At 66.3% G+C, this 22,578-nt stretch carries 21 protein-coding genes; 13 read left to right on the top strand and 8 right to left on the bottom strand.

The features are described 5' to 3' along the window. Window positions 1–144: 144 nt before the first annotated feature. Window positions 145–882: an SDR family NAD(P)-dependent oxidoreductase gene (locus MLP_RS20450; protein WP_013865081.1), complete on the bottom strand. Its 738-nt coding sequence runs from the start codon at window positions 880–882 to the stop codon at window positions 145–147. A 34-nt stretch (window positions 883–916) separates the two neighbouring features. Then, on the bottom strand, window positions 917–1,885 hold the full coding sequence (locus tag MLP_RS20455; RefSeq protein ID WP_013865082.1) for an alpha/beta hydrolase family protein: 969 nt from the start codon (window positions 1,883–1,885) through the stop codon (window positions 917–919). 178 nt (window positions 1,886–2,063) lie between these two features. On the opposite strand from MLP_RS20455, the gene MLP_RS20460 reads away from it, so the two are divergent. From MLP_RS20460 to MLP_RS20470, 3 genes are all read left to right on the top strand, one after another. After that, entirely contained in the window at window positions 2,064–2,648 is a 585-nt protein-coding gene (locus MLP_RS20460; protein ID WP_231851361.1) for a TetR/AcrR family transcriptional regulator, read from the top strand. Window positions 2,649–2,878: 230 nt separating this feature from the next. Beyond that, complete coding sequence (locus tag MLP_RS20465) at window positions 2,879–3,997, top strand: NAD(P)/FAD-dependent oxidoreductase (protein WP_013865084.1); 1,119 nt, start codon at window positions 2,879–2,881, stop codon at window positions 3,995–3,997. Beyond that, window positions 3,991–4,986 (top strand): arsenic resistance protein, encoded by a 996-nt coding sequence (locus MLP_RS20470; RefSeq protein ID WP_013865085.1) that lies wholly within the window; start codon window positions 3,991–3,993, stop codon window positions 4,984–4,986. The genes MLP_RS20465 and MLP_RS20470 overlap by 7 nt, the downstream gene beginning before the upstream one ends. Here MLP_RS20470 and MLP_RS20475 read toward each other — a convergent pair. Beyond that, the gene (locus MLP_RS20475; RefSeq protein WP_049804611.1) at window positions 4,957–6,039 is read right to left on the bottom strand and encodes a CobW family GTP-binding protein; all 1,083 of its coding nucleotides are present in this window, start codon (window positions 6,037–6,039) and stop codon (window positions 4,957–4,959) included. The genes MLP_RS20470 and MLP_RS20475 overlap by 30 nt on opposite strands. A 189-nt stretch (window positions 6,040–6,228) precedes the next feature. Between MLP_RS20475 and MLP_RS20480 the strand changes: the two genes are divergently transcribed. The 3 genes from MLP_RS20480 (at window position 6,229) to MLP_RS20490 (ending at window position 8,969) form a co-directional block, all read left to right on the top strand. After that, window positions 6,229–7,086: a hypothetical protein gene (locus MLP_RS20480; protein ID WP_156821240.1), complete on the top strand. Its 858-nt coding sequence runs from the start codon at window positions 6,229–6,231 to the stop codon at window positions 7,084–7,086. After that, the gene (locus tag MLP_RS20485; protein WP_013865088.1) at window positions 7,080–7,505 is read left to right on the top strand and encodes a hypothetical protein; all 426 of its coding nucleotides are present in this window, start codon (window positions 7,080–7,082) and stop codon (window positions 7,503–7,505) included. Before MLP_RS20480 ends, MLP_RS20485 begins: the two co-directional genes overlap by 7 nt. 96 nt (window positions 7,506–7,601) lie before the next feature. After that, window positions 7,602–8,969, top strand: coding sequence for an FAD-binding oxidoreductase (locus MLP_RS20490; protein WP_013865089.1), 1,368 nt, complete (start codon window positions 7,602–7,604; stop codon window positions 8,967–8,969). 23 nt (window positions 8,970–8,992) lie between these two features. Here MLP_RS20490 and MLP_RS20495 read toward each other — a convergent pair whose 3' ends face one another. The 4 genes from MLP_RS20495 to MLP_RS20510 form a co-directional block, all read right to left on the bottom strand. After that, entirely contained in the window at window positions 8,993–10,366 is a 1,374-nt protein-coding gene (locus MLP_RS20495) for an NHL domain-containing protein (protein WP_013865090.1), read from the bottom strand. Between the two features lie 48 nt (window positions 10,367–10,414). Next, window positions 10,415–12,502, bottom strand: a complete 2,088-nt coding sequence (locus MLP_RS20500) for a pentapeptide repeat-containing protein (RefSeq protein ID WP_013865091.1) — start codon at window positions 12,500–12,502, stop codon at window positions 10,415–10,417. Next, window positions 12,499–15,954: an NHL repeat-containing protein gene (locus tag MLP_RS20505; RefSeq protein WP_013865092.1), complete on the bottom strand. Its 3,456-nt coding sequence runs from the start codon at window positions 15,952–15,954 to the stop codon at window positions 12,499–12,501. Before MLP_RS20505 ends, MLP_RS20500 begins: the two co-directional genes overlap by 4 nt. A gap of 259 nt (window positions 15,955–16,213) precedes the next feature. Beyond that, window positions 16,214–16,636, bottom strand: a complete 423-nt coding sequence (locus tag MLP_RS20510; RefSeq protein WP_013865093.1) for an RDD family protein — start codon at window positions 16,634–16,636, stop codon at window positions 16,214–16,216. A 241-nt stretch (window positions 16,637–16,877) separates the two neighbouring features. Here MLP_RS20510 and glnA point away from each other — a divergent pair, with 241 nt between their 5' ends. The 5 genes from glnA (at window position 16,878) to MLP_RS29275 (ending at window position 20,810) form a co-directional block, all read left to right on the top strand. Then, complete coding sequence (gene glnA / locus MLP_RS20515) at window positions 16,878–18,299, top strand: type I glutamate--ammonia ligase (protein WP_013865094.1); 1,422 nt, start codon at window positions 16,878–16,880, stop codon at window positions 18,297–18,299. 381 nt (window positions 18,300–18,680) lie between these two features. After that, window positions 18,681–18,884 (top strand): hypothetical protein, encoded by a 204-nt coding sequence (locus tag MLP_RS20520; protein WP_013865095.1) that lies wholly within the window; start codon window positions 18,681–18,683, stop codon window positions 18,882–18,884. A 311-nt stretch (window positions 18,885–19,195) separates the two neighbouring features. Then, window positions 19,196–19,618, top strand: a complete 423-nt coding sequence (locus tag MLP_RS20525; RefSeq protein WP_049804612.1) for a nucleotidyltransferase domain-containing protein — start codon at window positions 19,196–19,198, stop codon at window positions 19,616–19,618. Continuing rightward, on the top strand, window positions 19,615–20,028 hold the full coding sequence (locus tag MLP_RS20530) for a basic helix-loop-helix domain-containing protein (RefSeq protein WP_049804613.1): 414 nt from the start codon (window positions 19,615–19,617) through the stop codon (window positions 20,026–20,028). The genes MLP_RS20525 and MLP_RS20530 overlap by 4 nt, the downstream gene beginning before the upstream one ends. 653 nt (window positions 20,029–20,681) lie before the next feature. Then, window positions 20,682–20,810 carry a hypothetical protein gene (locus tag MLP_RS29275; protein WP_269453366.1) on the top strand — a complete coding sequence of 43 codons (129 nt, stop codon included), beginning with the start codon at window positions 20,682–20,684 and terminating at the stop codon, window positions 20,808–20,810. A gap of 294 nt (window positions 20,811–21,104) precedes the next feature. Here MLP_RS29275 and MLP_RS20545 read toward each other — a convergent pair whose 3' ends face one another. Next, window positions 21,105–21,746 carry a hypothetical protein gene (locus MLP_RS20545; protein WP_156821242.1) on the bottom strand — a complete coding sequence of 214 codons (642 nt, stop codon included), beginning with the start codon at window positions 21,744–21,746 and terminating at the stop codon, window positions 21,105–21,107. On the opposite strand from MLP_RS20545, the gene MLP_RS20550 reads away from it, so the two are divergent. Continuing rightward, window positions 21,745–22,176: a hypothetical protein gene (locus tag MLP_RS20550; protein WP_041790387.1), complete on the top strand. Its 432-nt coding sequence runs from the start codon at window positions 21,745–21,747 to the stop codon at window positions 22,174–22,176. The two genes, MLP_RS20545 and MLP_RS20550, sit on opposite strands and share 2 nt — an antisense overlap. Beyond that, the gene (locus tag MLP_RS20555) at window positions 22,169–22,447 is read left to right on the top strand and encodes a hypothetical protein (protein WP_013865102.1); all 279 of its coding nucleotides are present in this window, start codon (window positions 22,169–22,171) and stop codon (window positions 22,445–22,447) included. Before MLP_RS20550 ends, MLP_RS20555 begins: the two co-directional genes overlap by 8 nt. Window positions 22,448–22,578: the final 131 nt, after the last annotated feature.

The following is a 22,578-nucleotide window of genomic DNA, read 5'->3' on the forward strand; positions in this document are numbered from 1 at the left end:
AGTCTCTCAGCGTAGTCCGGCGTTCTGCCGCCTCAAGCCCAGGCGGCTCTCACCGCGCTCGCCGTCGATGAGTTGATCGACCTGGATTAAGCATCCCTTACCTGGTGACTGCTTGGTTGCCACCTCAAGGCGGTCGAGGCCGCGCTACCAGGCGACGGGTCCCTGGTCGTCGGTGAACGTGCCAGTAGGCCCGTCTGGCGCGATAGTTGCCATGCGGACAGCTGATGCGGCTCCCTCGGCCGGTGTGCGAACACCGCGGTGGTTGTTCAGATCGGTGGCAACGAATCCGGGGCAAACGGCGTTGACCAGGATGTGCTCGGAGGCGAGGTCGCGGGCATACATCATGGTCACCGCGGTGAGCGCGGTCTTGGATGCGACGTAGCCCAGTGCGATGGGATCGGTGTTGGCGAAGTCCGAGATCGCCGCGAGGGAGCCGGCGCTGCTGGATACGTTGACGATCCGCGGGCTGTCGGAGCGGCGCAGCAGCGGCAGGAAGGCGCTGCTGACGGTGATGACACCGAACACGTTCGTCTCGAACACGTAGCGGACGTGATCGACGTCTGCCGAGCGGGGTAGCTGCCCGGCGAAGTCGACGCCAGGCTGATGGCTGATACCAGCGTTGTTGATCAATGCGTCAAGCCGGCCGAAGCGGGACCGGACGGTCTCGGCGGCGGCGGACGCCGAGTCGGGGTCGGTGACGTCGAGGGCTACGACCGTGACATCGCCGCCTGCTGCGCGCAGTTCGGCGGCTGCCTCTTCACCGCGCTCGATGCTTCGTACACCGATGAGGACGGTATGGCCGAGTCCGGCGAGCTGGGCTGCGATCTCGCGACCGATTCCCTTATTGCCGCCGGTGACCAGGGCGATCATTGAGTGGTTCATGGGGCTCCTTCAGTGCTTGCCCAGCCTCCGGGGACTACCTGGATTCGACCTGGCCGAAGGCGTCGGGGCCTGTGGCGAGTGCGTCCTGTGCCGTCTGCCAGGCGGTGTCGTCGGAGTCGAAGGCGGTGCGGAGGTAGGCGGCGGTCAGTTCGGCGACCGCGGCGACCCGATCGGGGCTCTCGTCTGTGGTCTCGACGTTGTCGTGGCCCTGGATGCCGCCGAGGAGGTGCTCACCGTTGAAGACGGTCAGCAGGGTCTTGGGCCTGGGGGCCAGGTGGTAGGGGTCGGCATGCCAGTCCGGTCCCATGGTCGTCCAGTGCTGGGAGTCGTCCTTGCCGCCGGCGACGACCAACGCGGGGGTGGTCATCGTGGTGAGGTCGACGGTCTTGAGGAACGGCGCGTGATCGGTCAGGAACCCGTTGAAGGTGTCGCCGCCCCTGCCGGTGGCGCAGATCAGCACGCCTTGCGTGATCCGCGGCTCGAAGAGGTTCACCTCCTCTCCCGTGTCGAGGTCGGTGATCCGGGCGCCGAGGAGGAGTTCGCCGGTGAAGCCGCCGAGAGAGTGACCGGCCACCGCGACCTTGCTACGGTCGATGCGCCCGGCGAGCAGCGGCACGGCCTGCTCGATCTCGTCCAGCCGGTCGAGGATGCTGCTCATGTCCTCGGCGCGTGAACGCCAGAACAGCGGCGCTTCGGGCCTGTCGCCGACCAGGTGGCTCAGCCTGGGGGCGCTGAGATGGTTGGGCTGGATCACGACGAAGCCGCGAGCCGCCCAGACCTTGGCGAGCGGCAGATAGCCGTCGAGCGAGGACTGGCCGTAGGCCCCGCCGTGGCCGTGCGACAACAGAATGACCGCCAGGTCCGTGCCGGTCAGGGGCGCGGACACTCGGACCTCAAGGTCCAGGGGGCGTCCGGGCACGGCCAGCGTGACGGGGCTGACCGATATCACGGGCGGGGCGGTCGGGTGGAGGTAGGTGTCGGCGACGGAAGTCCACTCAGGCATGCGTGTTTCCCTTCTAAGGCCTCCGTGGCAGATCGCGGCGCGGAGGGTGGCAGGAGCGGTGAGAAACGTTCAGGCTCGGCTACACTCAAGCCGAATCGGAACGCTGCTCCATTTACAATACGGAGCGCCGCTCCATTTTGCAACCGGGAAGAGAGTTCGCCGAACCGAAGGGGGCGTGGTGGCCAGCAGTGCGGAGCAGCCCGGAGAGATGGGTGCCACGGCCAAGCGGGCCGACGTGGTGCGCAACCAGAAGAAGCTGCTCGTTGCCGCAGCGGAGGTGTTCGCAACGTCTGGTGTCGATGCACCTGTTCGCGAGGTCGCCGCCAGAGCCGGCGTCGGCATGGGCACGCTCTACCGCCACTTCCCGACACGGGCGGATCTCGTCGTGGCCGTCTTCCGCCATCAGGTCGAGGAATGCGCCGAGGCTGGACCGCGGCTGCTGGCCGAGACGGAGTCCCCGATGGCAGCGCTGCGCCTGTGGATCGACCGCTTCGTAGACTTCCTGATCACCAAACACGGCCTCGCCGCCATCCCCCAGGCGGACAACAGCTCCGCCACCCTCCACACGTACTTTCTCGACCGACTCCTGCCCGTCGCCGAGCAGCTCCTGAAAGCTGCGGTCGACGCCGGCGAGGCCAAGGCCGAGATCCAGCCCTACGAGCTGATGCGCGGAATCGGCAACCTCTGCATTGCCCCCGAGCGCGATCCCCGCTACAACCCGCGCAGATTGATCGACCTGCTCTTGCGAGGGCTCCAGTCCTGATCAGTATCGTGACGGTGCCTGATCGGCTAGGTCTAGCTCGCCGAGAGCCGCACCGCGCAACAGCATGGTGCAATTGAGGCCATGAGTGACCCGCGCAGATTCGGACCCCTCGGCGGCTCCGCGTTGTCGTGGTTCGTGGACGCTCCTTCAACCGTGGGCGCGGTTCGCAGGACTGCCTCTCCTGTTCTAGACTAATGAAAATGATTATCACTATTGCTAGAAGCTGAGCGATGCCCACAGAACCTCAAGCCCTCGATGCGCTCGTCGTCGGCGCCGGACCGGCCGGCATCGGCACCGCCCTCGCCCTGGCTGCCATCCCGGACCTGACCTTCGGGGTGCTCGAACGCGGCCAGATCGGTCAGACCTTCCTCGACTGGCCGGCCGAGCAGACCTTCCTCACCCCGTCGTTCACCGGCAACGGCTTCGGCGCCACGGACCTGAACGCCGTGCACCCGGAGACGTCCCCGGCGTTCAGCCTCGGGGTGGACTATCTGACCGGGCCGCAGTACGCGAAATACCTGCGCAGCGTCGCAGCACACTTCCGGGTCCCCGTCCTCGACGATGCCGAGGTCACCGCGGTCGCCCGGCACGAGCAGGGCTTCGAGATCCGGTGCCGACGCGGTCCGGTGGTGGCTCGTTCACTGGTCTGGGCCGGCGGCGAGTTCCATCACCCGTTGAAGCCGCGCATCTCCGGCAGCGGCTTCGCCGACCTCGCGCACACCGCCGAGGCCTGGGAGCCGCGGGCGGGTCGGGTGCTGGTGATCGGCGGCTACGAGTCCGGCGTCGACCTCGCCTGCCATCATGCCGAACGTGGCGCCCACGTCACCGTCGTCGACGGCTCAACCCCCTGGGATGCCGGCACCGGATCCGATCCTTCCTTCCGGCTGGCGCCACGCTCCCGGATACGCCTAGCCACCGCACTGGACACCGGCCGACTCGACCTGGTCGACGCCCACGCCAACGGGATCAAACGCGCCGGCACCGAGTGGACGGTGAGTCTGGACAACGGCACCCGCCTGCGCGTCGACTCCCGCCCCATCGCCGCCACCGGGTACGGGCCAGGTCTCGGTCCGGTCGACAAGCTGTTCGCCCGGCGCCCGGACGGCTGGCCGGAGCTCGACGAGGACGACCAGTCCACGCTTGTTCCCGGGCTGTTCCTGTCCGGCCCGGCGATTCGGCACGCCGGATTGAAGTTCTGCTTCATCTACAAGTTCCGCCAGCGGTTCGCCCATGTCGCCCGCGTCATCGGCGAACGGGCCGGCAAGGATGTCGGCGCCTTGGAGGCGTGGCGTACGGCCGGCATGCTCACCGACGATCTCTCCTGCTGCGGCGTGGAGTGCGCATGCTGACCACACCTCTGCGACCGGTGATCACCACCATTGTGTTCCTCGCTGCGATCCTCGTCGGAAGTCTGCTTGGCGCGCTGGCGCCCGTCGCCGCGGAACGAGTCGGCGACATCACCGATCCGCTCATCCTGCTGCTGGTCGGCACCCTCTTCTTCACGCTGCGGCTGGACGGGCTGCCGGCCCTGCGCCGCGCCCCGCGTACGGTGCTGCTGGCGGTCGGAATGAACTTTCTGGCGATCCCGCTGCTGGCCCTCGCACTCACCACGCTGCTGCCGAACGACGCGCTGCGTCTGGGTGTCCTGATCTACTGCCTGGCTCCGTGCACGGACTGGTTCCTCGGATTCACCCGCCTCGCCGGCGGCAACACCACGACCGGGGCGGCGCTCATCCCCGTTCAGATGGTCCTGCAGCTGGTGCTGTACCCGCTTTGGCTCGACCTGTTCGCCGGCGAGCAGGTCGAGGCGACCGTCGCGAGCGCAGGTCCGACCCTGCTGACCTGGTTCCTCATCCCTGCCGCAGCAGGCCTCGGCCTCCGGCTGGTGTTGCGGCTCGCGGTGCCCAGGAGGGGATGCCAGCGGATCGTGGCGGTCGTGGATCGAGCCGTGCCGATGGTCATCGCCGCGCTGATCGACGCGATCTTCGCCGGCAACGTCGGCACCATTCTCGTGAACCCGACCGCCTTCGCCTGGGTGCTGGTGGTGGTGTTCTTGTTCTTCGCGGCCACGTACGTGCTCGGCGAAGCCGTCGCCCGGCTGCTCCGACTCCGCTACCCGGAGCATGCGCTGCTGACGATGACCACCTCCGCCCGCAACGCGCCATTGATGCTTGCCGTCACGACGATCGCGCTGCCTGATCAGCCTGTCGTGCACGCGGCGATCATCCTGGGCATGCTCATCGAGTTCCCCCACCTCACCGCGATCACCCACCTGCTGCGCCATCAGCAGCCGAAGCGAACGGCCGAATCAGTCGCTGAGCCGGCGGTGGCGTCGTAGTCGTCGCAAACCAGCCGCGTCGGGACGTTCGGCCGATGCTGCCGCAACCGCCAGCAGCTTCTGCTCAGCGATGGCGGAGTCAAGTTGCATGCCGATCGCGACAAGCTCGCCCGTGGGCGGCGGTTCCGGCAGCCGGTCGACATGGATCATCCGCCCGACGACATTGACGAGATAGCCCTGTTCGGCCCTCGAGCCCCGCAACCGCACCCGACCCTTCAGCCGATACGCACCCTCCGGCGGGTCCTCGAGCAGATCGACGAGTGCGCTCGGTGACACGGGCCCCGTCAGCGGTACGGAGGCGGCTTGGGCGTGCTCGTGACGGCCATGGTCATGGTTGGCGTGGCCATCGGGTGCCTGGTCGCGGAGCACCTGCGCAAAGGGGAGCTGGTCGTCGGGATCCTCGTCGGTCACCGTATCGAACACCAGCACAGGATCGATCCGCCCTTGTCTCGCTACGACCAGCTGAGCATCGGCATTGCGCTCACGTACCCGTTGCCGAATGCGTTCGACGGTGCGATCCCGTTCGCCCTCCGGCAGCAGGTCAGCCTTGCCGATCACCACGAGCGTCGCCGCCGCATGGTGCAGCGGCGGATCCGTCCAGATGTCGACTGTGCGGAAATGCTCCACCGCGTCGATGACCTCGATGACGCCCCCGAGCCTGACCCGCTCCGCCCCGCTGAAACGGATCAGCCGCGCCAGGGCGAGCGGATCGGCGGCGCCACTGGCCTCCACGAGAATCGCATCCAGACCCAGCCGCGGATGGGCGAGCTTCTCCAGCGCCTCATCGAGCCCACCGGCATCGGGCAGGCAGCACAGGCACCCACCCGAGATCGCCGCAGCCTCATCGATCTGCCCGGTCACCAGCGCGGCATCCACGTTCAAAGTCCCGAAGTCGTTCACGATCACACCCAGCCGGGCGCCCGGAGTGCGCAACAGCTGGTTCAGCAGACTCGTCTTGCCCGCGCCGAGATGTCCCGTGACCGCGATGACCGGCACCTTGCCGACCGCCGACGTACGAAACGGCCGGGTCGACGCGCTTTGCCAAGTCGGCATGAGGATCCTCAACACTCCTGTCTTCTCGTAGCGTCGGCATCAGATCTGGTGAACAGATCTACCACGAGTTGCCTGCCGTACCCTGGACGGAGGGGCCAGGGATGCTCTCGACTGCCGAGCAGGTGATGCGTGATGAGTTACAGGGTCTTGCGGTCCGACGAACTGGTGGTTGAGCCGCGAAGGCGACCTTTGACGATCTCCCCCAACGTGGATCCGAGCGGAGACGCGCGAGCCGGAGCGATCCTCGCCATCCAGCGTGGGGCCGGCAACCAGGCGGTGCAGCGGCTGGTCGCCGGTACGACGGTGCACAGCAAGCCGAAGTCCGAGGGTGACGAGGACAAGGAACGTCTCAAGGAAGAACTCAGCATCCAGCGAACGGTCACACCCTCGGCGATTACGCTGACTCTGCAGCGCGCAGCCTTCAACTCAACCCTGAACAAGCCTGCTCCGACCCGCTCCAACACCGCCTCGAGCACCACGAAGGCGAAGGACCCGACCTTCACTGGCCATGCGGTCGAGGACAAGAAGCGTCAGCGCTGGACGTACGAGCTGGACACGGTCGAGGCGGAGGGGACGATCCAGATCGTCTACTTCACCGCCGACCGCTATCCCGCCCCAACCCCGGAGGACGACTCAGGTGCACTGACCAACGTCACCAGTGCCAACGTCAACACCATCCTCAAGGACTTCAAGGACAACCGGAAGGGCATCCCGGACCACTGGTCTGCCTATCTCGCCGAGGATCTGCACGAGGACTACCACTGGAAGCAGGAATGGCTGAAGCTGGCCAGAAAGGCGATGGCCAAGGCCGAGTCGAAGATCGCCAAGCTCAAGGTGGATTCCGCGACGGCGGCGACCCAGGCTGACGCCGAGAAGGTCTTGGAGCCGCAGGCCAAAGCACTGTTCGACGCGGAGATGCAGGCGGCTCGCACCAAGTGGAACGCCATGGGCGACTCCCCGGGAGATCCGCCGTACAAAGCGCAGGCGCCGGCCGTCGATGCCTTGGCCGCTCGAGTGAAGGCCCACAAGAAGGCACAGAAGTGGTAGCCGACACCTCGATCGAGCTCCTGGTCGAGGTGCTCGACACCGACCCGTTACGCCTGCACGTGAGCCTGCAGCTACCTGATGCCGCAGCGGAACCTGTCTGGGTGCCGCGGCTGCTGCGCCCGGTCGGCGCGTTCGTACGCGTCGACGTACGCAACACCGCCGGGGACTCGGTCTTCGCCACGGACGTACCCAAGTTCAAGCCCAAGCTGAAGCCGTCGCGCAACGACAGCTATCTCCCGCTCGATCCCGGATACTCCTACGGCACCGTCCTCAACCTCGACCTTGACCTTGACGAAATCACCCGTGGCGCCTATCTGATCGAAGTCAGCTATACCAATCTCGTCTATCAAGGCACGGAGGATCGGCCGGTCGGAGAGCTGGCGCTCAGCACCAGCTGCGAGGTCACCCTCGGCCGCTGAGTTCGCCGGTCCAGGGGCAGTTCCGGTCAGGTATCCGTGTCTCGTCGGGTTTTTCGACCAAAAGGCCGGGCCGGGCGCCAGAGTAGGTTGACCGCTATGAGCGTGATCACCACCGAGTCCCTCGTCGCAGCGCTGCCCGAGGGGATCGTCATCACCAATCCCGCGACGATCCAGAACTACCGGTACGACTGGTCCCGGGACCCCGACGCAGGTACGCCGCTCGCCGTCGTGCGCCCTACCGATGCCACTCAGATCCAGGCCGTGGTTCGCTGGTGCGCGGCGAATCGGGTGCCGATCACCCCGCGCGGCGCTGGTACGAGTCTGTCGGGTGGCTCGAGTGCCGTGGACGGCGGGATCGTGTTGTCGATGGAGCGGATGCGAGCCATCGAGATCGACACCGCCACCAGGGTCGCGGTCGTGGAGCCAGGTGCGCTCAACGCCGAGGTCAAGGCTTCCGCTGCGCAACACGGGCTCTGGTATCCCCCGGATCCCTCCTCGTACGAGATCTGCTCCATCGGCGGCAACATCGCCACCAACGCGGGCGGGCTGTGCTGCGTCAAGTACGGGGTGACCACCGACTATGTCCTGGGACTCGACGTTGTGCTGGCAGACGGGGAACTCATCACGCTCGGCGGCAAGCGGCTCAAGGACGTCGCCGGACTCTCGCTGCTCAAGCTGTTCGTCGGGTCGGAAGGAACGCTCGGCATCATCAGCCGGGCGATCCTCCGGCTGGTCCCGACCCAACCGGCGAAGGCCACCCTGGTTGCCATGTTTCCCAACCTCGAAGACGCGGGCCGCGCAGTGGTCGCGCTCGGGAGGGTGGCGCGGCCGGCGATGGTCGAGCTGATGGACAAGGCCTCGATCAACATCGTCGAGGACGCGTACCGGATGGGTCTGGATCGAGCTGCCGGCGCCCTGCTGCTGATTCAGTCCGATGCCCCGGGGCCCGCAGCCGCGGCAGAAATCGCGATGGTCGAGACCGCTTGCAGCGAGAACGGGGCGAGCGAGTGCTTCAGCACCGATGATCCCGCGGAGGGTGAGATGTTCGTCCAAGCCCGTCGGTCCTTCTTCGTCGCACTCGAATCCCGGGGCACCCTCCTGCTGGAAGACGTCGGGGCACCGCTTCCCCAGCTACCTGCGCTGCTGGGCGGTGTCGCCGCGATCGCGGCGAAGCATCGGCTCGAGATCCCGGTCGTCGCGCATGCGGGCGACGGCAACACACACCCCTCGATCGTGGTCGACCCGACCGATCCGGATGCTCCGGCGCGGGCTGCCTTGGCCTTCACCGAGATCATGGAACTCGCCATCTCCCTGGGCGGCACCATCACCGGCGAGCACGGCGTCGGTCGACTGAAGAAGTCGATGCTGCCCGCCCAGCTCGGTCCCCGGGTGACCGAGCTGAACCGACAGGTCAAGCAGCTCTTCGACCCCGACAACATCCTCAATCCTGGCGCGATCCTGTAGGTCTGGAAGGGGCTAGGACTGGGCTAGGACGGCGGGTACGGGCCGAACCCTCGTACGCGGTAGTAGCCGGCGTCGGTGACCACGAACTGGCCGTCGGCGGTGACCGCGATCCCGACCGGTGTCTTGAAGCCCGTCTGGTTCGAATAGAGCCCGTCCGGGTTGGTTGACGTGTCGGTAGCCGTGTCGGAGCTGTTCGTCTTGCCGGCGGTGATGGAGAGATAGCCCGAGGTGCTGATCCGGCGCACGATCCCGTTGCCGGCCTCGGCGACGAAGACCTGGTTGGCGAGGTTCGTGGCCAGACCCATGGGCCGGTTGGTCTGGGCCAGGGTGCCGAGCTTGGGCTGATCCTTGACGCTGGGGTTCAGCGGGTCGGCGGTGTAGGTGCCGTTGTAGCCCGCCGTCCCGGTGCCGAGCACCGTCGTGGACGACCCGTTCGGCCCCAGTCGGAGCACGGTGGCCGCATCGGTGTTCGACACGTAGAGCTGACCCAGTTGGTCGCCGGCGATTCCGGCCGGCCCGGAGAGCCCGCTCTGCACCGTGCCGACCCCGCCACCGGCGATGATCACGCGAACCCGATCGGCCTCGGTGTCGGCCACGTACACGTTGTCGACCGGATCGACCCACAGCGCGGCCGGTTCGCTGAACTGGGCCTGCTGGGGATCCGAGCCGTCGCCGCAGGTCGACTGCAGGTTGGCGCACTCCTCCCCCGACCCGGCGACCGCGCTGATCGTGTAGCTGACGGTGCCGGTGCCGGTGTCGACCACCCGGGTGAGCTTGCGGATCCGGTTGCTCCCGGCATCGCTGACATACAAGGTGGTGCCGTCGGAGGCGATCGCCAATCCGGTTGGTGACTCCAGCTCGGCGTCCAGGGCGGGCCCACCGTCCCCGCTGTCGCCGGACTGACCGTTTCCCGCGATCGGCACTCCCTGCCCGCCGGACTCCACCTGCACGACGACATGGTTGGCGGCATCGGCGAAGAAGACACTGCCGTTGGGTGCCACTGCGACCGCTTGCGGCTGGCGTACGTGGGTGGTTGGTGCGCCAGCCACACCACTCGTGCCGACGACCGTCGTGACCTTGGTCGGGCAGGCGTCCAGCCCGGCCGCCGAACAGCCCGGTGTCGGCACGGTCGGGTGCCCGTCCATCTTGGTCAGGCATCCGGTCGTCGGATCCGGACGCTCTCCTGTCGGGCAGAACGCCACGTCGGTGCTGGCACTGCCGGCGAACGAGGTCGGCCCATAGCTCACCGCATAAGCACCCGAGGCCGACTCCGTCAGACCGAGCGCGAAGGTCCAAGTCCCGTTGCCGGAGCTGGTCTGGGAGTTGGCAAAGGTGGCGTCGGTCAGGGTCGTCGACACGAACGTCGCGCCCTCGAGGTAGGACTCCTGGAAGTCCACGCCGGTCAAATCGGTGCCGTTGCTGAAGGCACAGCCGATGCACTGGGACTAGGCGAAGTTGGCGCCGGCCAGATCGGCGCTCTCGAAGCTGATCCCCGTACTCGCGTTCTTGTTTCCGCCGAGAACGGCCGAGACGAACGACACCGGCTTGGTGAAGCTGTCACTCGGACCGAATGCGGCACCGCGGAAGGCGAGCGGATTGCCGAGGATGTGGGCTCGGTCGAAGATCGCGGCGGCCGCTTTCACATTGCCGAAGTCGGTGCTGCCGTGAGCGCTGGCCTGGGTGAAGTTGGCTGCCCTGATCAACGAGCCGTTGAAGGTGACGTTGTCCAGCGTGGCCCGCATGAACGACGCGTAGTCGAAGGTGGTGATCATCCCCTGCGGCTGGTCGAGCTTGGCCGACGACAGATTCGCACCGGCGAACGATGCCCTGGTGGCACTGGCGCCTTGCAGCGTGGCGCCGGTCAGGGTCGCGTTGGTGAACGCGGTGCCGTCCAGCGCGGCCTTCGTCAGGTTCACCCCGCTGAAGTCAGCAACCGACCCCCAGAAGCTGGCCCCCTGCATCTGCAGCCCAGTCAGATTCGCACCCTTCAGATACGCCTGCGTGGAGCCGTCGAAGACCGGGATCGCGTTGTTCCAGCTGACCGAGGTCCACAGCGACAGCGGGACGGCGCTCGGCTTGATCATGCTGCCGGCGAATGACGGAGTCTCGAGGCACGGTGTCACCGACGCCACCGTGAAGGCTCCGACAGTGAGGTCGGCATCGGCCGCGGTGGTGCATTTCGTGCTCGCGGCCGCCTTGCCGATCAGCGCTCCGCTGATCGAGGTGCCGGCCGACAGGGAGATCCCGTCGAGCTTGGCTCCGGCCAGCTGCGGTGCGGTGATGGCGTTGGTGCCGACGAAGGCAGCGTCGCTCAGATTGGCGCCGGTGAGCACCACCGACGGCATGGTCACGTTGACAAAGGTCGCGCCGGTGAGGTCCGCGCCGGCCAGGTTGGCCCCCGTGCCGAACGTGACGTTCTCGAATCGAGCACCGCGCAGGTTCGCCCCGTCAAGGGAGTAGCCCGGGCCGAACGTGACGTTGCGAATGGTCGCGCCGGACAGGTCGCTGGCCGGGAGCCCGCCGTTGGTCTCTTGCAGGGTCGCGGACTCGATGGTGTAGCCGGACAGGTCGCACTGCTGGCAACCGCCGGTGGTCTGCAGCCAGTCGAGGGTGTCCCAGACCTCAATGGTCCCGGTCCCGGCGAGGAACGCCTTGGCCAGCGTGGTGCCCGCGGCCACGTTGTCGAACAGCGGGTTCTGGTCCCAGCCGCCGGTGTCGTCCCAGAGCGCGGTCCGGTAGTACTTGGTCCAGGTGGCCGGTGGGTTCCGGCTCGTGCTGCCGTACGCCGTTGCTTGCACGACGGTGTGCGGACCGGTGTACATCAGCCAGGAGGCGGTCGGCTCGGTGGCGACCAGGTTAGCCTCCAGCGAGACGCTGGAGCAGCTCTCGGTGGCGGCCGTTCCTGGACCCTGGATCCGGGCCACCAGATAGTACGGGTCGGTCCGGCCGCTGCGGATCAGCAGCGAGGCCGCATGCTCCGGTTGCTGGGAGAAGTTGCCGGTGACCGGCTGGGTGTTCAGGCTCGACGGGCAGCTGGCGGCGCCGGCGGGTGCGCCCAGGGCCGTTGCCGGACGATGCACACGATTGCGATGCCGGCGATCCGGCCAGGTCGGCCGGTCCTTGGACGGCCGCGCGTGGTGCCTGGGCCTGGCCTTGGTCGCTCGGCGTTCGAGTTCTGTGACCAGAGCCCGCCGCTGGGCGAACCGCAGCCGTTGCGCCCACGGATTGTCGAGCTGAGCGCGCGGCAGCACCGGGAGCGCCCTGGGCCTGGGCTTATGTGGCTTCGGCCCATGGGAGTTCGGCTTGTGAGGCTTGGGCGGTGTGGACTTGTGCTTGGCGGCCTTCGGTTTGGGCACCCTGGTCTGGTGAGGTGTCGACTTGTTAGGGGACGACGACGCGGACTGAGGTGACGTACGCGGCTGCGCATCCGCCACGGGAATGACGCCGGCCGGTGCGAGCAGCATCGCCAAGGTCGCAACCAGCAGCGCGGCCAGCAGCCGCCGATCCCGACGACGACCGTCCGAGGCACTCATTGCCCGGCGCTCGGTGTCGTAGCCAGGAAGATGCTCAGGGATGGCTGGATCCGACCCAGCGCCGGATCGACATACGGGGTGGCGCCGTCCGGGCCGGTCAGGGCCGCGTAGTCCAGACCGAAGATGGAGCGCCAGTAGTCGACGTCGAACTGGGCCAGGTTCACGCCGGTGGGACCGACCACGAAGGTGCCGTCGGGTTTGTGCACGTCGACGCGATAGTTGCTCACCGGGGCGGTGCTGCCGCCGGCCCTGGTCAGCACATAGATGAAGCTCTGACCGTCGACGGCGATGCCGAGCCGGGTGTCGTTGACACTGCCGTGCAGCTGCTGCAGCGAGCCGAGGTTGTCCGGATCGGTGCCGAAGTAGCTGACCGGGTTGCCGTTGACGTCGAAGGCCTGCATCCGGTTCGCCCCGCCCTCCAAGACGATCACCACCCCGTCCAGGGTGCAGGTCAGCGCCGTCGGGCTCATGGTCAGACCGGGTCGAGACCCGACGCCCGCGTACAGGCTGGACAGTGGTGGTTCGGCGTCGTCGGCGACCGGTGTGCTGGGGACCTTCAGCGACTGCAGCTTCCCGGTGGTCGCGTTGACCCCGATCAGATAGCCGTACGGGTGGTAGGTGACCGCGGAGAGGTCCTGGAAGATGTGACCCCAGGCCTGGTTCGGCGTCCAGCCGAGCGTGCCACCGTCGGCGCTGAGGATGAGCCGGCGGACCAGGTAGCCACCGCCGTCCAGTGGCTCCAGGAAGAAGTTGTTGCCGAGCGTCAGATCCGGGTTGAGCCGGTCGTAGACCAGGAACGGCCGCCGGGTGTACGGGCCCGCCAGCTGTTGTTCGACACCGGCGTTGTTGTTCTCGACGGTGGGTGTGTTGCGTACCCAGTAGGACCGGTTGGTGTCGTTGGATCGCCAGATCGAGCCCAGCATCCCGCTCACGGTGCCGACACTGACCGTGTCCAGCTCCGCCAGATCGCTGGGCACATTGTTCACGGTGCCGGTCACCGTGGCACCGGCCTGCCAGTGATAGCGGCCGGCCGTGCTTGTCGCCTGCAGGGTGTCCTGCCGGACGAAGATTGTCTGGGCCGTGATCGGCTTGAACAGCTCCTGCGTCTGGATGGTCAACTCGGTCGGCAGGTTCGAGGTGTCGTTGTTGGCGAGGACGTCCGACTGACCCTTGCCGATCATGTTCTGGTTCACGTCGACGAGTTGGAAGGTGTACTGGATCGTCCGCGACACCGCGACCGCCGGCAGTTGCACGACGATCGGGTCGGACTGCCCGTCCGGGATGGTGCCGGTCAGCGAGGTGGCGTTGTCGGTTCCGTCGGTGATCACCTGCAGGGTCCAGCGAGCCCCACCGACCGCCCGCGGCCAGGTGGCGTCCTTGGGATCGTGCAGCAGGGTGACCTCGGCCGCGTAGGTGAGCCGGACGTCGCAGTCGATCACCCACGGCGACAGGGACATCTCCGCGCTCGAGGTGGCGATCTGGGCGAGGTCACCGGCGGCGGCCAGGGCCCCGAACACCTCCCCCATCACCGGGATCGCCTTGGTCAGCGCGTACTCGATGATCATGGCGGTGACCAGGGCCGCGGCCTCGCCGAAGAGCGCCATATTGGGATCGCTCGACCACAGGAACGGGCAGATGGACAGCGCCATCTGCGCCATCTCGTCGCTCGGCGAGCGGGGTGGCGCGTCACTGCCGTTGCGCAGATAGGCACCCAGATCACCGAAGGACGCGAAGCCGTCGTCGGCCTGCAGGGTGATGTTCTTGGCCGCCGTCGCGCTGTACTTGAGGGCCGACTTGTAGGCCGAGATGGCCTCGCCACCGGCGATCGCGGCGTCGAAGCCCAGCAGGATGGAGGGCACGCCGACGTCGAAGACCCAGGTCAAGATCAGCGGCCATTTGCACTCGTCGGGAAAGTTCTGGCCCGGGTAGTCGTCGTTGCTCATGAACTGCCGCCACTGCGACGAGCCGGAGGAACTGCCTGGTCCGCAGAGCAGGATCCGCGCATAGTTGGCCTCGTCGGGCAGCGTGATCGAGGCGCTGGTGTAGTTCTCGTCGTAGGCCCACGGGATGCCGTACGAGGTCGGCATGTCACTGACGTAGGTCAGATACTCCGAGTTCGGGGTCGAGCGCCACGATTGGTCGGAGTCGGGATCCTGGTCGTGGTTGTCGACCGCGAGCTGGGTGTCCTTGTCGGCGAAGTACTGGACGTGGGTCTGCAGCACCCGCTCCCAGTTGTTGTAGAAGCGCAGGTCGATCTTCCGCGCATTCTGATCGAAGCCCTGCACGCTGATCCTGGTGCCCCAGTTCCAGCCCGACCTGCTCAACTGCACCGTCAGCTCCGGATCGGACAGTTCGTCGGAGTCGGTGTCGGTGACGGTCGGCGCATCGGATGGCTGGACGTAGTAGGTGGAACCCTCCAACGACGGTTCTGCCTTGATGCCGGTCAGGGAGGCTCGCACCGCCGTGCCGTAGCTGTCGTTCAGGTCCGGGCTGACCGTCAACATCTGGGACGGGGTCGGCTGCCCGGTGTCGGGATCGAGGATGTAGTTGCCGTCCGCGTCGGTCAGCAGCAGTTGTTCGCCGGTGGTCGGGTCGATCACGTCGGTCATCCAGTACGGCAGCTCGCCCTCCTCCCGCATCGCGGCGATGCTGTCGCCGAGGGCGGCGACCTCGGGGGTGTCCAGCAGGATGTCGGTGGTGATCGCGGCGGAGTCGTCGTCCAGGTTGAGGATCTCGGGGTGCATGTTGACCAGCGCCGCCCCGGTCGAGGCGTCGTCCATCAGCATGTCGAGCTCGGCCAGCTCCTGGGGTTTGAGTCGGTTCAGGGAGCGTACGCGGCGGATGCCCAGGCTCTCGATCCACGGCGCGTCGCGATAGGCCTTGGCCACCGACCCGGCGAGCCGGATCTTGACCCGGGCGATTCGGGTGGCTGACGCCGGCGGGACGGCCATGCGCTGCGCGAGCACGCCCTGCCGCGGGCTCGAACGGTGCTTGCCCGCTTGGGACTTGCCGGATCGGGGTCTGTCGGATCGGGGCCGACCGAGCAGCACCATCATGGTCGGCGCATTGTCGACGAACGGGACCCGCTCGGCGATATGGGTGATCTTGTTCGCGTCGATCAGCGCGTACAAGCCCCCGAGTCGGCGCAGCCGGCGGCGATCGCGATCGGTGACCGGCCGGACCGGGTAATCCTGCGCCGCCACCCGCAGCACCAGGTCGCGATAGTCGCGGGAGCGGGGCAGTGCCGCGTACACGTCGCGATGCCGACGGCGGGAACGTGCGGGTGTGGGCTTGGGCTTGGGCTGCTTCGGCGCGTGCGGTTTCGCCGTCGCAAGGACGGGGTCGAGACCTGCTGCGAGGGCTACGGCGAGCGCGGAGGCCCCACCGACCTTCAGCACCCAGCGGCGGCCGACCGGTGTGAGCGCAAGGCGACGCAACGTTGACTGATCCATGGCTTCCCCCAAGCTGGACTTGCCGAGCGGCCACGTCGTCCGTGGACCACAGGTCAATCAACTCGCCGGACCTGATCCCTGCCCCACCCACCTCCTGACGGTTGGCTGACGAGTGCGCTCAGGTTCGGGCTCAGCGGACTCGGGCTCAGCGGGCCGAAGTTGCTCGATCTTGTCGGCTTTGCTCGATCTGTAGATCGAGCAAAGCCGACAAACCCGAGCAACTTCTCGCGTACGGCCGGGATCTTGACCCGGCAAAGGTTCAGCGGCGGTTGACGACGACAGTGCCGGCGGCGAGGTCCTGCAGACCGCGCCGGTCCGGCCCGATCACCAGGGGCGGCAGAGCCAGGCAGATCAGGGCCTGGCGCAGCACCGCCCTTGGAAATCCGACCGGCTTGGTGTCCAGCCGGACCACCGCGATGCGGCAGATCAGCTGGCCGAAGCTGCCGCTGGCGACGGTCACCAACAGGGTCGACTCCACCCAGAACACGGCCAGAGTCATCCAGGCCTGCCAGCCGCTGCCGGTCACCGCCCCGGGACCGAACAAACCCACGGCGATCGCCATCGAAGCCGCCCAGTCCAAGATCAGGGCCGCGACCCGAGCCCGCCACGAGGCCAGTGAGCCCCGTCCGGCCTCGGGCAGACCAAGCCGGCTGCCGGCGTACGCGGGTGGTTGGTCGGGCACTCTGCGAGGTTACCGGTTGGCCATGAGAGGGTGGCTCTTCGACGGACCGGCAAGCCCATCAATGGACTTCGAGCGGTCTGACAAGCGGTGTTACCTGCACGAAACATTTCAGCAACTGGACGGAAACGGCACTTTCCTAAAGTGCTGGAAACGGGCATGGTGGCACCGAACCGCGCTCGATCCAGCTCGAGATTGTTCCCGGCCCGGAGCAGTCTTCGCACCAACATTCACCGGAGGACAGATGTTCCAAAGCGCCGACGAGCTGTTGGCCTACATCAAGGACGAGGGCGTCGCGATCGTCGACGTCCGATTCTGCGACTTGCCCGGCACGATGCAGCACTTCACGGTGCCCGCCGGCTCGTTCGACATGAGCGTCTTCGAAGATGGCCTGGCGTTCGACGGATCCTCGATCCGCGGCTTCCAGAAGATCCACGAGTCGGACATGGCGCTGCTGCCTGATCCCACCACGGCCTACCTGGACCCGTTCCGCGAGGCCAAGACGCTGTGCCTCAACTTCTTCGTCCATGACCCGCTGACCAAGGAGCCGTACAGCCGCGACCCGCGCAACATCGCCCGCAAGGCGGAGAACTACCTGGCTTCCACCGGCATCGGCGACACCGCGTTCTTCGCCCCGGAGGCTGAGTTCTACGTCTTCGACGACGTCCGGTTCGAGACCAAGCAGAACACCGGCTTCTACGCCATCGACTCCGTGGCCGGCGCCTGGAACACCGGCCGGGTCGAAGAGGGCGGCAACCGCGGCTACAAGGTGAAGTACAAGGGCGGCTACTTCCCGGTGCCGCCGGTCGACCACTTCGCCGACCTGCGCGACGTGATGACCCTCAACCTGGAGGCCTCGGGCCTGACTGTCGAGCGGTCGCACCACGAGGTCGGCACCGCCGGCCAGGCCGAGATCAACTACCGGTTCAACACCATGCTGTCTGCCGGCGACGATGTGCAGAAGTTCAAGTACATCATCAAGAACACCGCCTGGGCCGCCGGCAAGACCGCGACCTTCATGCCGAAGCCGATCTTCGGTGACAACGGCTCCGGGATGCACGTGCACTCCTCGCTGTGGCAGAACGGCACCCCGCTGTTCTACGACGAGGCCGGTTACGGCGGCCTGTCCGACATTGCCCGCTGGTACATCGGCGGCATCCTGGCCCACGCCCCGGCGCTGCTGGCATTCACCAACCCGAGCGTGAACTCCTACCACCGCCTGGTCCCCGGCTTCGAGGCCCCGGTCAACCTGGTCTACAGCTCGCGCAACCGCTCCGCGGCCATGCGGATCCCGATCACCGGCACCAACCCGAAGGCCAAGCGGGTCGAGTTCCGCTGCCCCGACCCCTCGTCGAACCCATACCTGGCGTTCGCGGCCATCCTGCTCGCCGGTCTGGACGGCATCCAGAACAAGACCGAGCCGCCGGCACCGATCGACAAGGACCTCTACGAGCTGCCGCCCGAGGAGCACGCCAGCGTGCCGACCGTGCCGGACAGCCTGGACGGCGCCCTCGACGCACTCGAGGCCGACCACGAGTTCCTGCTGCAGGGCGACGTCTTCACCCCCGACCTGATCGAGACCTGGGTCGAGCTGAAGCGGGCCGACATCGACGGCATCCGGCTCCGTCCGCACCCGCATGAGTTCGAGCTCTACTACGACTGCTGATCCTTCGTACGTAGCCACGAAAAGGGCCTCTGACCTGGACATTTGCCTGGGTCAGAGGCCCTTTTCGCTTGGGCCCTTGCGTGTCGCCGCGCCTGTCTGCCTCCGGCACCGTGCGTACCTGCCTCCGGCGGCCCGTTTTGGCGCCACGGGGCCACAGACGATCAGCGGTTAGGCGTGGTCTTCGTACGTTTCGCGCCTCCGGGCCAGAGATGATCGGCGGACGCCAGCCGTTCGCGAGCTCCGTGAAAGTCGATCCAGTCCTATGCAAAAGGTCGACTACAAGCTATGCAAAAGGCCGAATAGTCACTCCACACACGGCCGCAATGGCATGCGATACCCGACTCTGCTTCTCAACGCCAACGCCGCATTACACTGATTGCCATGTCTGCGCACCGCGACGAGTTGCACCACCTGATCGGCTCCTTCCCCGAGGAGCAGGTCGACTTGGTGCTCAGCGATGTGCGTCGGCGTACTCAGCGGCGCATGACGCCACCGGACTCTGCCTCCGCTTGGATCGGCTCGTTCAGCGGTCCTGCGGATCTTTCGACCAACCCCGACCAGCTTGAGGGCTTCGGCCGCAACTGAGCCGTTCCGAAGGCATCGGCTAGACCCTTGCTCGTGGGTTCACGAACCCCTTTGCGTAGGTCAGACCTGCTTTGGCGCGAAGCCATCCACCTCCATGACGACAAGTATTTCGGACACGTGTCTGTTATTCTTAACGCATGGATGTGTCGGCCCCGTACGAGAGCGTCGTACCTTCGCTTGATGGTGCGGTGCTGGAAGTACTCGCCCGGGCAGGCAGGCCGATCACAGGTCGTCAAGTCCAACGGTTGGCACGACGAGGCAGCGTTCCCGGCATTGCGGCCGTACTTGACCGACTTACTGAGGTAGGCATCGTGACCGCCGAGCGCGCCGGATCAGCGATCCTCTACGAGGCGAACCGCGACCACCTTGCCTGGCCTGCCGTCGAGATCCTCATCGGCATCCGGGAGACGTTGCTCCGACGCATCCGTGACCACTTGGCCGGATGGGACAACCCGCCGACGCGGGCGAGACTGTTCGGCTCTACGGCCCGCGCCGACGGTGATACTTCGTCCGACGTCGACATCTTGATCATTCACCGCGACCTGGCGGCGCCACTCGAGTCCGAGATGGAGTCGCTGCGCGCAGCAGTGCGTCGTTGGACCGGCAACCATGCGCAACTAGTCACCGTCAGCGAATCAACTTGGGCGCAGATGACCCGCGACGCCGATCCCCTGGTCGGCAGCCTCCGCCGAGACGGAATCGATCTCCTCAATGAAGCAGAGACTGCGGCATGAGTCGTTCGAGCCGCAGCAGGACCGAGGTATTTAACCGTGCACAGGGTCGACAGCGACTTGACTTCGCTCGCAAGTGCCATGAAACCGCCGAACTCGTTGGCTCTGACCGCGACGACACCTACGCCGGAAAGGTAGCCGTATCGCTCTACGTCTTGGCCGGGATAGCGTCTGCCGACGCAATCGGTGCTGGCTCCATCGGCGAACGATGGCGCGGGGAGGACCACCGAGGGGCTATCGCTTTCCTCCGCAGCGCCGTTCCCAGCGACCAGCCAAGCAAGCACCTCAGCGCACTGCTCGACCTCAAAGACACCGCCCATTACTCGATCGCCTTGATCAACGTGGATGCACAGAAGAAGGCCGAACGCGCCAGTGCTGCCTTGATCGAGAAGGCACGCGGTCTGCTCGCCTGACACTTCCATCAACACCTCCGACAACCGAGCCTGGCTTCTCAATGCCAGCGTCGCCTGTCGCGTGCTTCCCAACTCCCCACAAGGAGGCCGGCCTCACTCGACGGTCGGTGCCGCCACCGCCCAGACTTGAGTCGTGTCCGCAGGTCGCGACGAACTACACCAGCTGATTGACTCCCTCTCTGAGGAGCAGGTCGGACAGGTGCTGTCTGATGTGCGGCGCCGCACAAGGCCGCGTCCGGCACCATCTGACAAGGCGTTCACTTGGATCGCGATGGGGCCGGCCAGGAATGGGCGGACCGACAACGCCCAACGTATCGATGCGTCGTTGACCGAGGGTTTCGGTCGCGACTGACCGTGATTCTGTTTGACACCGCACCAATCGTTGCAGCCGCTTTCACGACAGAAGACCACGATCGTGCCTGCGTGGACCTTCACCGGCTTGCGTCTCCCAGGCCGCCGATTCCTACTCCCGGCGACGGTGGCTGCGGAACCGGGTTACCTCATCGACAGACTCGGCGGCCCAGCCGACGAAGCGACGTTCCTGGTCGGGGTGGCGGAGGGCGGGTTCGAGCCCGTAGAGCTGACGACCGCCGACTACCGCCGGATGGCTGAGCTCGTCGAACAGTACGACGACATGCGACTCGGCACCACCGATGCCTCAGTCATCGCGCTCGCCCGAGCGTTTGGGCATCACCGAGATCGCCACGCTCGACCGTCGGCACTTCACCGCAGTTCGGCGTCGTCACGTCGAGGCGTTCACGCTGCTCCCCGAGAGGCTTTGAGCCTGAGGTGCTGACCGCTGGACAGCAGTCTGCACCCAGCTTGAGCCCTTCACCTGTGACAAATCTGCGGCTCAATCCCAGAAACAAGCCCGACACGCCGCGTGGTTTCGGATGAGCCATACGTTCGCATGATCGGTGAACCAACCAGTTGGCCAAGGGCACAGAACCCGCAGGAAGTGCCGGCAGGAGTCCGGCTGCGCTGAAGATCGAGCGTCTGCGACGGTCAGCGGTCGGCAGGCTCCGCAGTTCACGACTCATCTCATCCGAAGGAAGCCCAGCAAGGTCGCCGCCGCTTCACTCCCGGCCATCGTCCGCCAGGAGTTGCCGAGCACTCATCTCCCGACGAACAGTCCCGTCTGGGCGCTCGGTCAGTCGGGCGAGAACCAACAGTCGGATCTCGTCGCCGACCTTCGTTGAGTGGACTACCTCGACAGGCAGGCGGCTTGCATCAACCTGCTCGAGCCTCTCGGCTGTCTCAACGGACCATTTCGCAATATCACTGACTGTGCGTACCACGCCGACCAGGGTCAGCTCCTCCTCATCGAGTTCCCTGCCCGTAACGAACTCTCGGATCCAGCCAGCCGCCGATACCGGCAGAGAAGCCCTGACTGTTGGACGTTCCGGCTCCATCCACTCCATATCCATGTCGACATGTGCACGAATGAGCGCCTCAGCCAGCGCCCTCACACTGGTGGAAACGCGCGGGCCGAGTTCCCGGAACCTCTCGCCTAGTGCGTCCTGCTCATGCAAGGTTGTCGTGCTGGCACGCCCAAGAAGCTCAAGCAGGGCCGCGCATGCTTGGTCTGCAAGCGGTCTGGGCTGATCGCCTACAAGAAGCACCTCGTTGTTGGGGAACGCCTCAATCGTCGGCGGCCTGCCTTTCGATGTCGACCACGTCTTCGAAGGAGTGCTTGGCGGCTTGGAACGATCTGGCATGCCACCGGCTCCGCCGACCTACCTTGAACTCGAGGCTGCGGGGCTGATCGCCCCGGTCGACGATCCAGACCGCTGGTTCAGCCCTGCCGAGGCAAGAACGGCGGCATGGCTACGAGGCCGCGAGTGCCCGACTCTGTCGGTGAGGCGTCTCGAAGGCCGCTATCGCAAGACGCCCGATGCGGTCGCGGCGCATGTGGCCGTGACTATCGAGACCAAGACCGCCGATTCGACTGCCAACGCGATCACCCAACGAGTCCGAGAGGGCCGCAAACAGGCGCGCCGGGTGGTCATCGATCTGCGCAATCAAGGCTCCCATCTCGACGATGCCAGGGCCGGGCTTGACTTGGCACTCCGACGCTACGGGCTGCACCTCGACGAGACTCTGCTCGTCCTCGCGGACGACCTGGCAGTAGGCTGGTTTCATGGCTGAGGACACCATCGTCTTCCCTGATCTGAGCCTGATGGAACAGATCGACGCGCTGCTGCCCGCACTCGGATTCCCTGCATCGACCGAGGTTGAGGTCGAGCCCGCGCTCGACTATCCGGGTCAGCAACTCGCGATCGATATCTACGCGCCGACTGACGGGGAACTACACACCGCCGTGGAGGCCATCCGGGACGCCCTGTTCCTGAAGTTCAGGATCGCCACTCGCACATCCAGCGAACTCGACCGCGAGATCCTCGCCAAGCAGTCCGCCTGAGCGACGAAGAAGGCGATATATCAGCCTCGACCCAAACCCTAACGGGTGTGAGGTGGCCGTCGCCGACCTGGTCGGAGCGGGTTTCTGTCAACACTCTGTCGACAGAGAAACTCACTCGGCAACGGCACCAC

This window comes from Microlunatus phosphovorus NM-1 (genome assembly GCF_000270245.1).
Lineage (GTDB): Bacteria > Actinomycetota > Actinomycetes > Propionibacteriales > Propionibacteriaceae > Microlunatus > Microlunatus phosphovorus.

Coding starts and splice junctions, on each gene's coding strand:
- MLP_RS20455 (WP_013865082.1), bottom strand. CDS start 1,885: ATGCCTGAGTGGACTTCCGTCGCCGACACCTACCTCCACCCGACCGCC.
- MLP_RS20545 (WP_156821242.1), bottom strand. CDS start 21,746: ATGCCAGATCGTTCCAAGCCGCCAAGCACTCCTTCGAAGACGTGGTCG.
- MLP_RS20555 (WP_013865102.1), top strand. CDS start 22,169: ATGGCTGAGGACACCATCGTCTTCCCTGATCTGAGCCTGATGGAACAG.
- MLP_RS20520 (WP_013865095.1), top strand. CDS start 18,681: ATGTCTGCGCACCGCGACGAGTTGCACCACCTGATCGGCTCCTTCCCC.
- MLP_RS20550 (WP_041790387.1), top strand. CDS start 21,745: ATGCCACCGGCTCCGCCGACCTACCTTGAACTCGAGGCTGCGGGGCTG.
- MLP_RS20505 (WP_013865092.1), bottom strand. CDS start 15,954: ATGGATCAGTCAACGTTGCGTCGCCTTGCGCTCACACCGGTCGGCCGC.
- MLP_RS29275 (WP_269453366.1), top strand. CDS start 20,682: ATGCCTCAGTCATCGCGCTCGCCCGAGCGTTTGGGCATCACCGAGATC.
- glnA (WP_013865094.1), top strand. CDS start 16,878: ATGTTCCAAAGCGCCGACGAGCTGTTGGCCTACATCAAGGACGAGGGC.
- MLP_RS20450 (WP_013865081.1), bottom strand. CDS start 882: ATGAACCACTCAATGATCGCCCTGGTCACCGGCGGCAATAAGGGAATC.
- MLP_RS20475 (WP_049804611.1), bottom strand. CDS start 6,039: ATGCCGACTTGGCAAAGCGCGTCGACCCGGCCGTTTCGTACGTCGGCG.
- MLP_RS20465 (WP_013865084.1), top strand. CDS start 2,879: ATGCCCACAGAACCTCAAGCCCTCGATGCGCTCGTCGTCGGCGCCGGA.
- MLP_RS20500 (WP_013865091.1), bottom strand. CDS start 12,502: ATGAGTGCCTCGGACGGTCGTCGTCGGGATCGGCGGCTGCTGGCCGCG.
- MLP_RS20530 (WP_049804613.1), top strand. CDS start 19,615: ATGAGTCGTTCGAGCCGCAGCAGGACCGAGGTATTTAACCGTGCACAG.
- MLP_RS20470 (WP_013865085.1), top strand. CDS start 3,991: ATGCTGACCACACCTCTGCGACCGGTGATCACCACCATTGTGTTCCTC.
- MLP_RS20490 (WP_013865089.1), top strand. CDS start 7,602: ATGAGCGTGATCACCACCGAGTCCCTCGTCGCAGCGCTGCCCGAGGGG.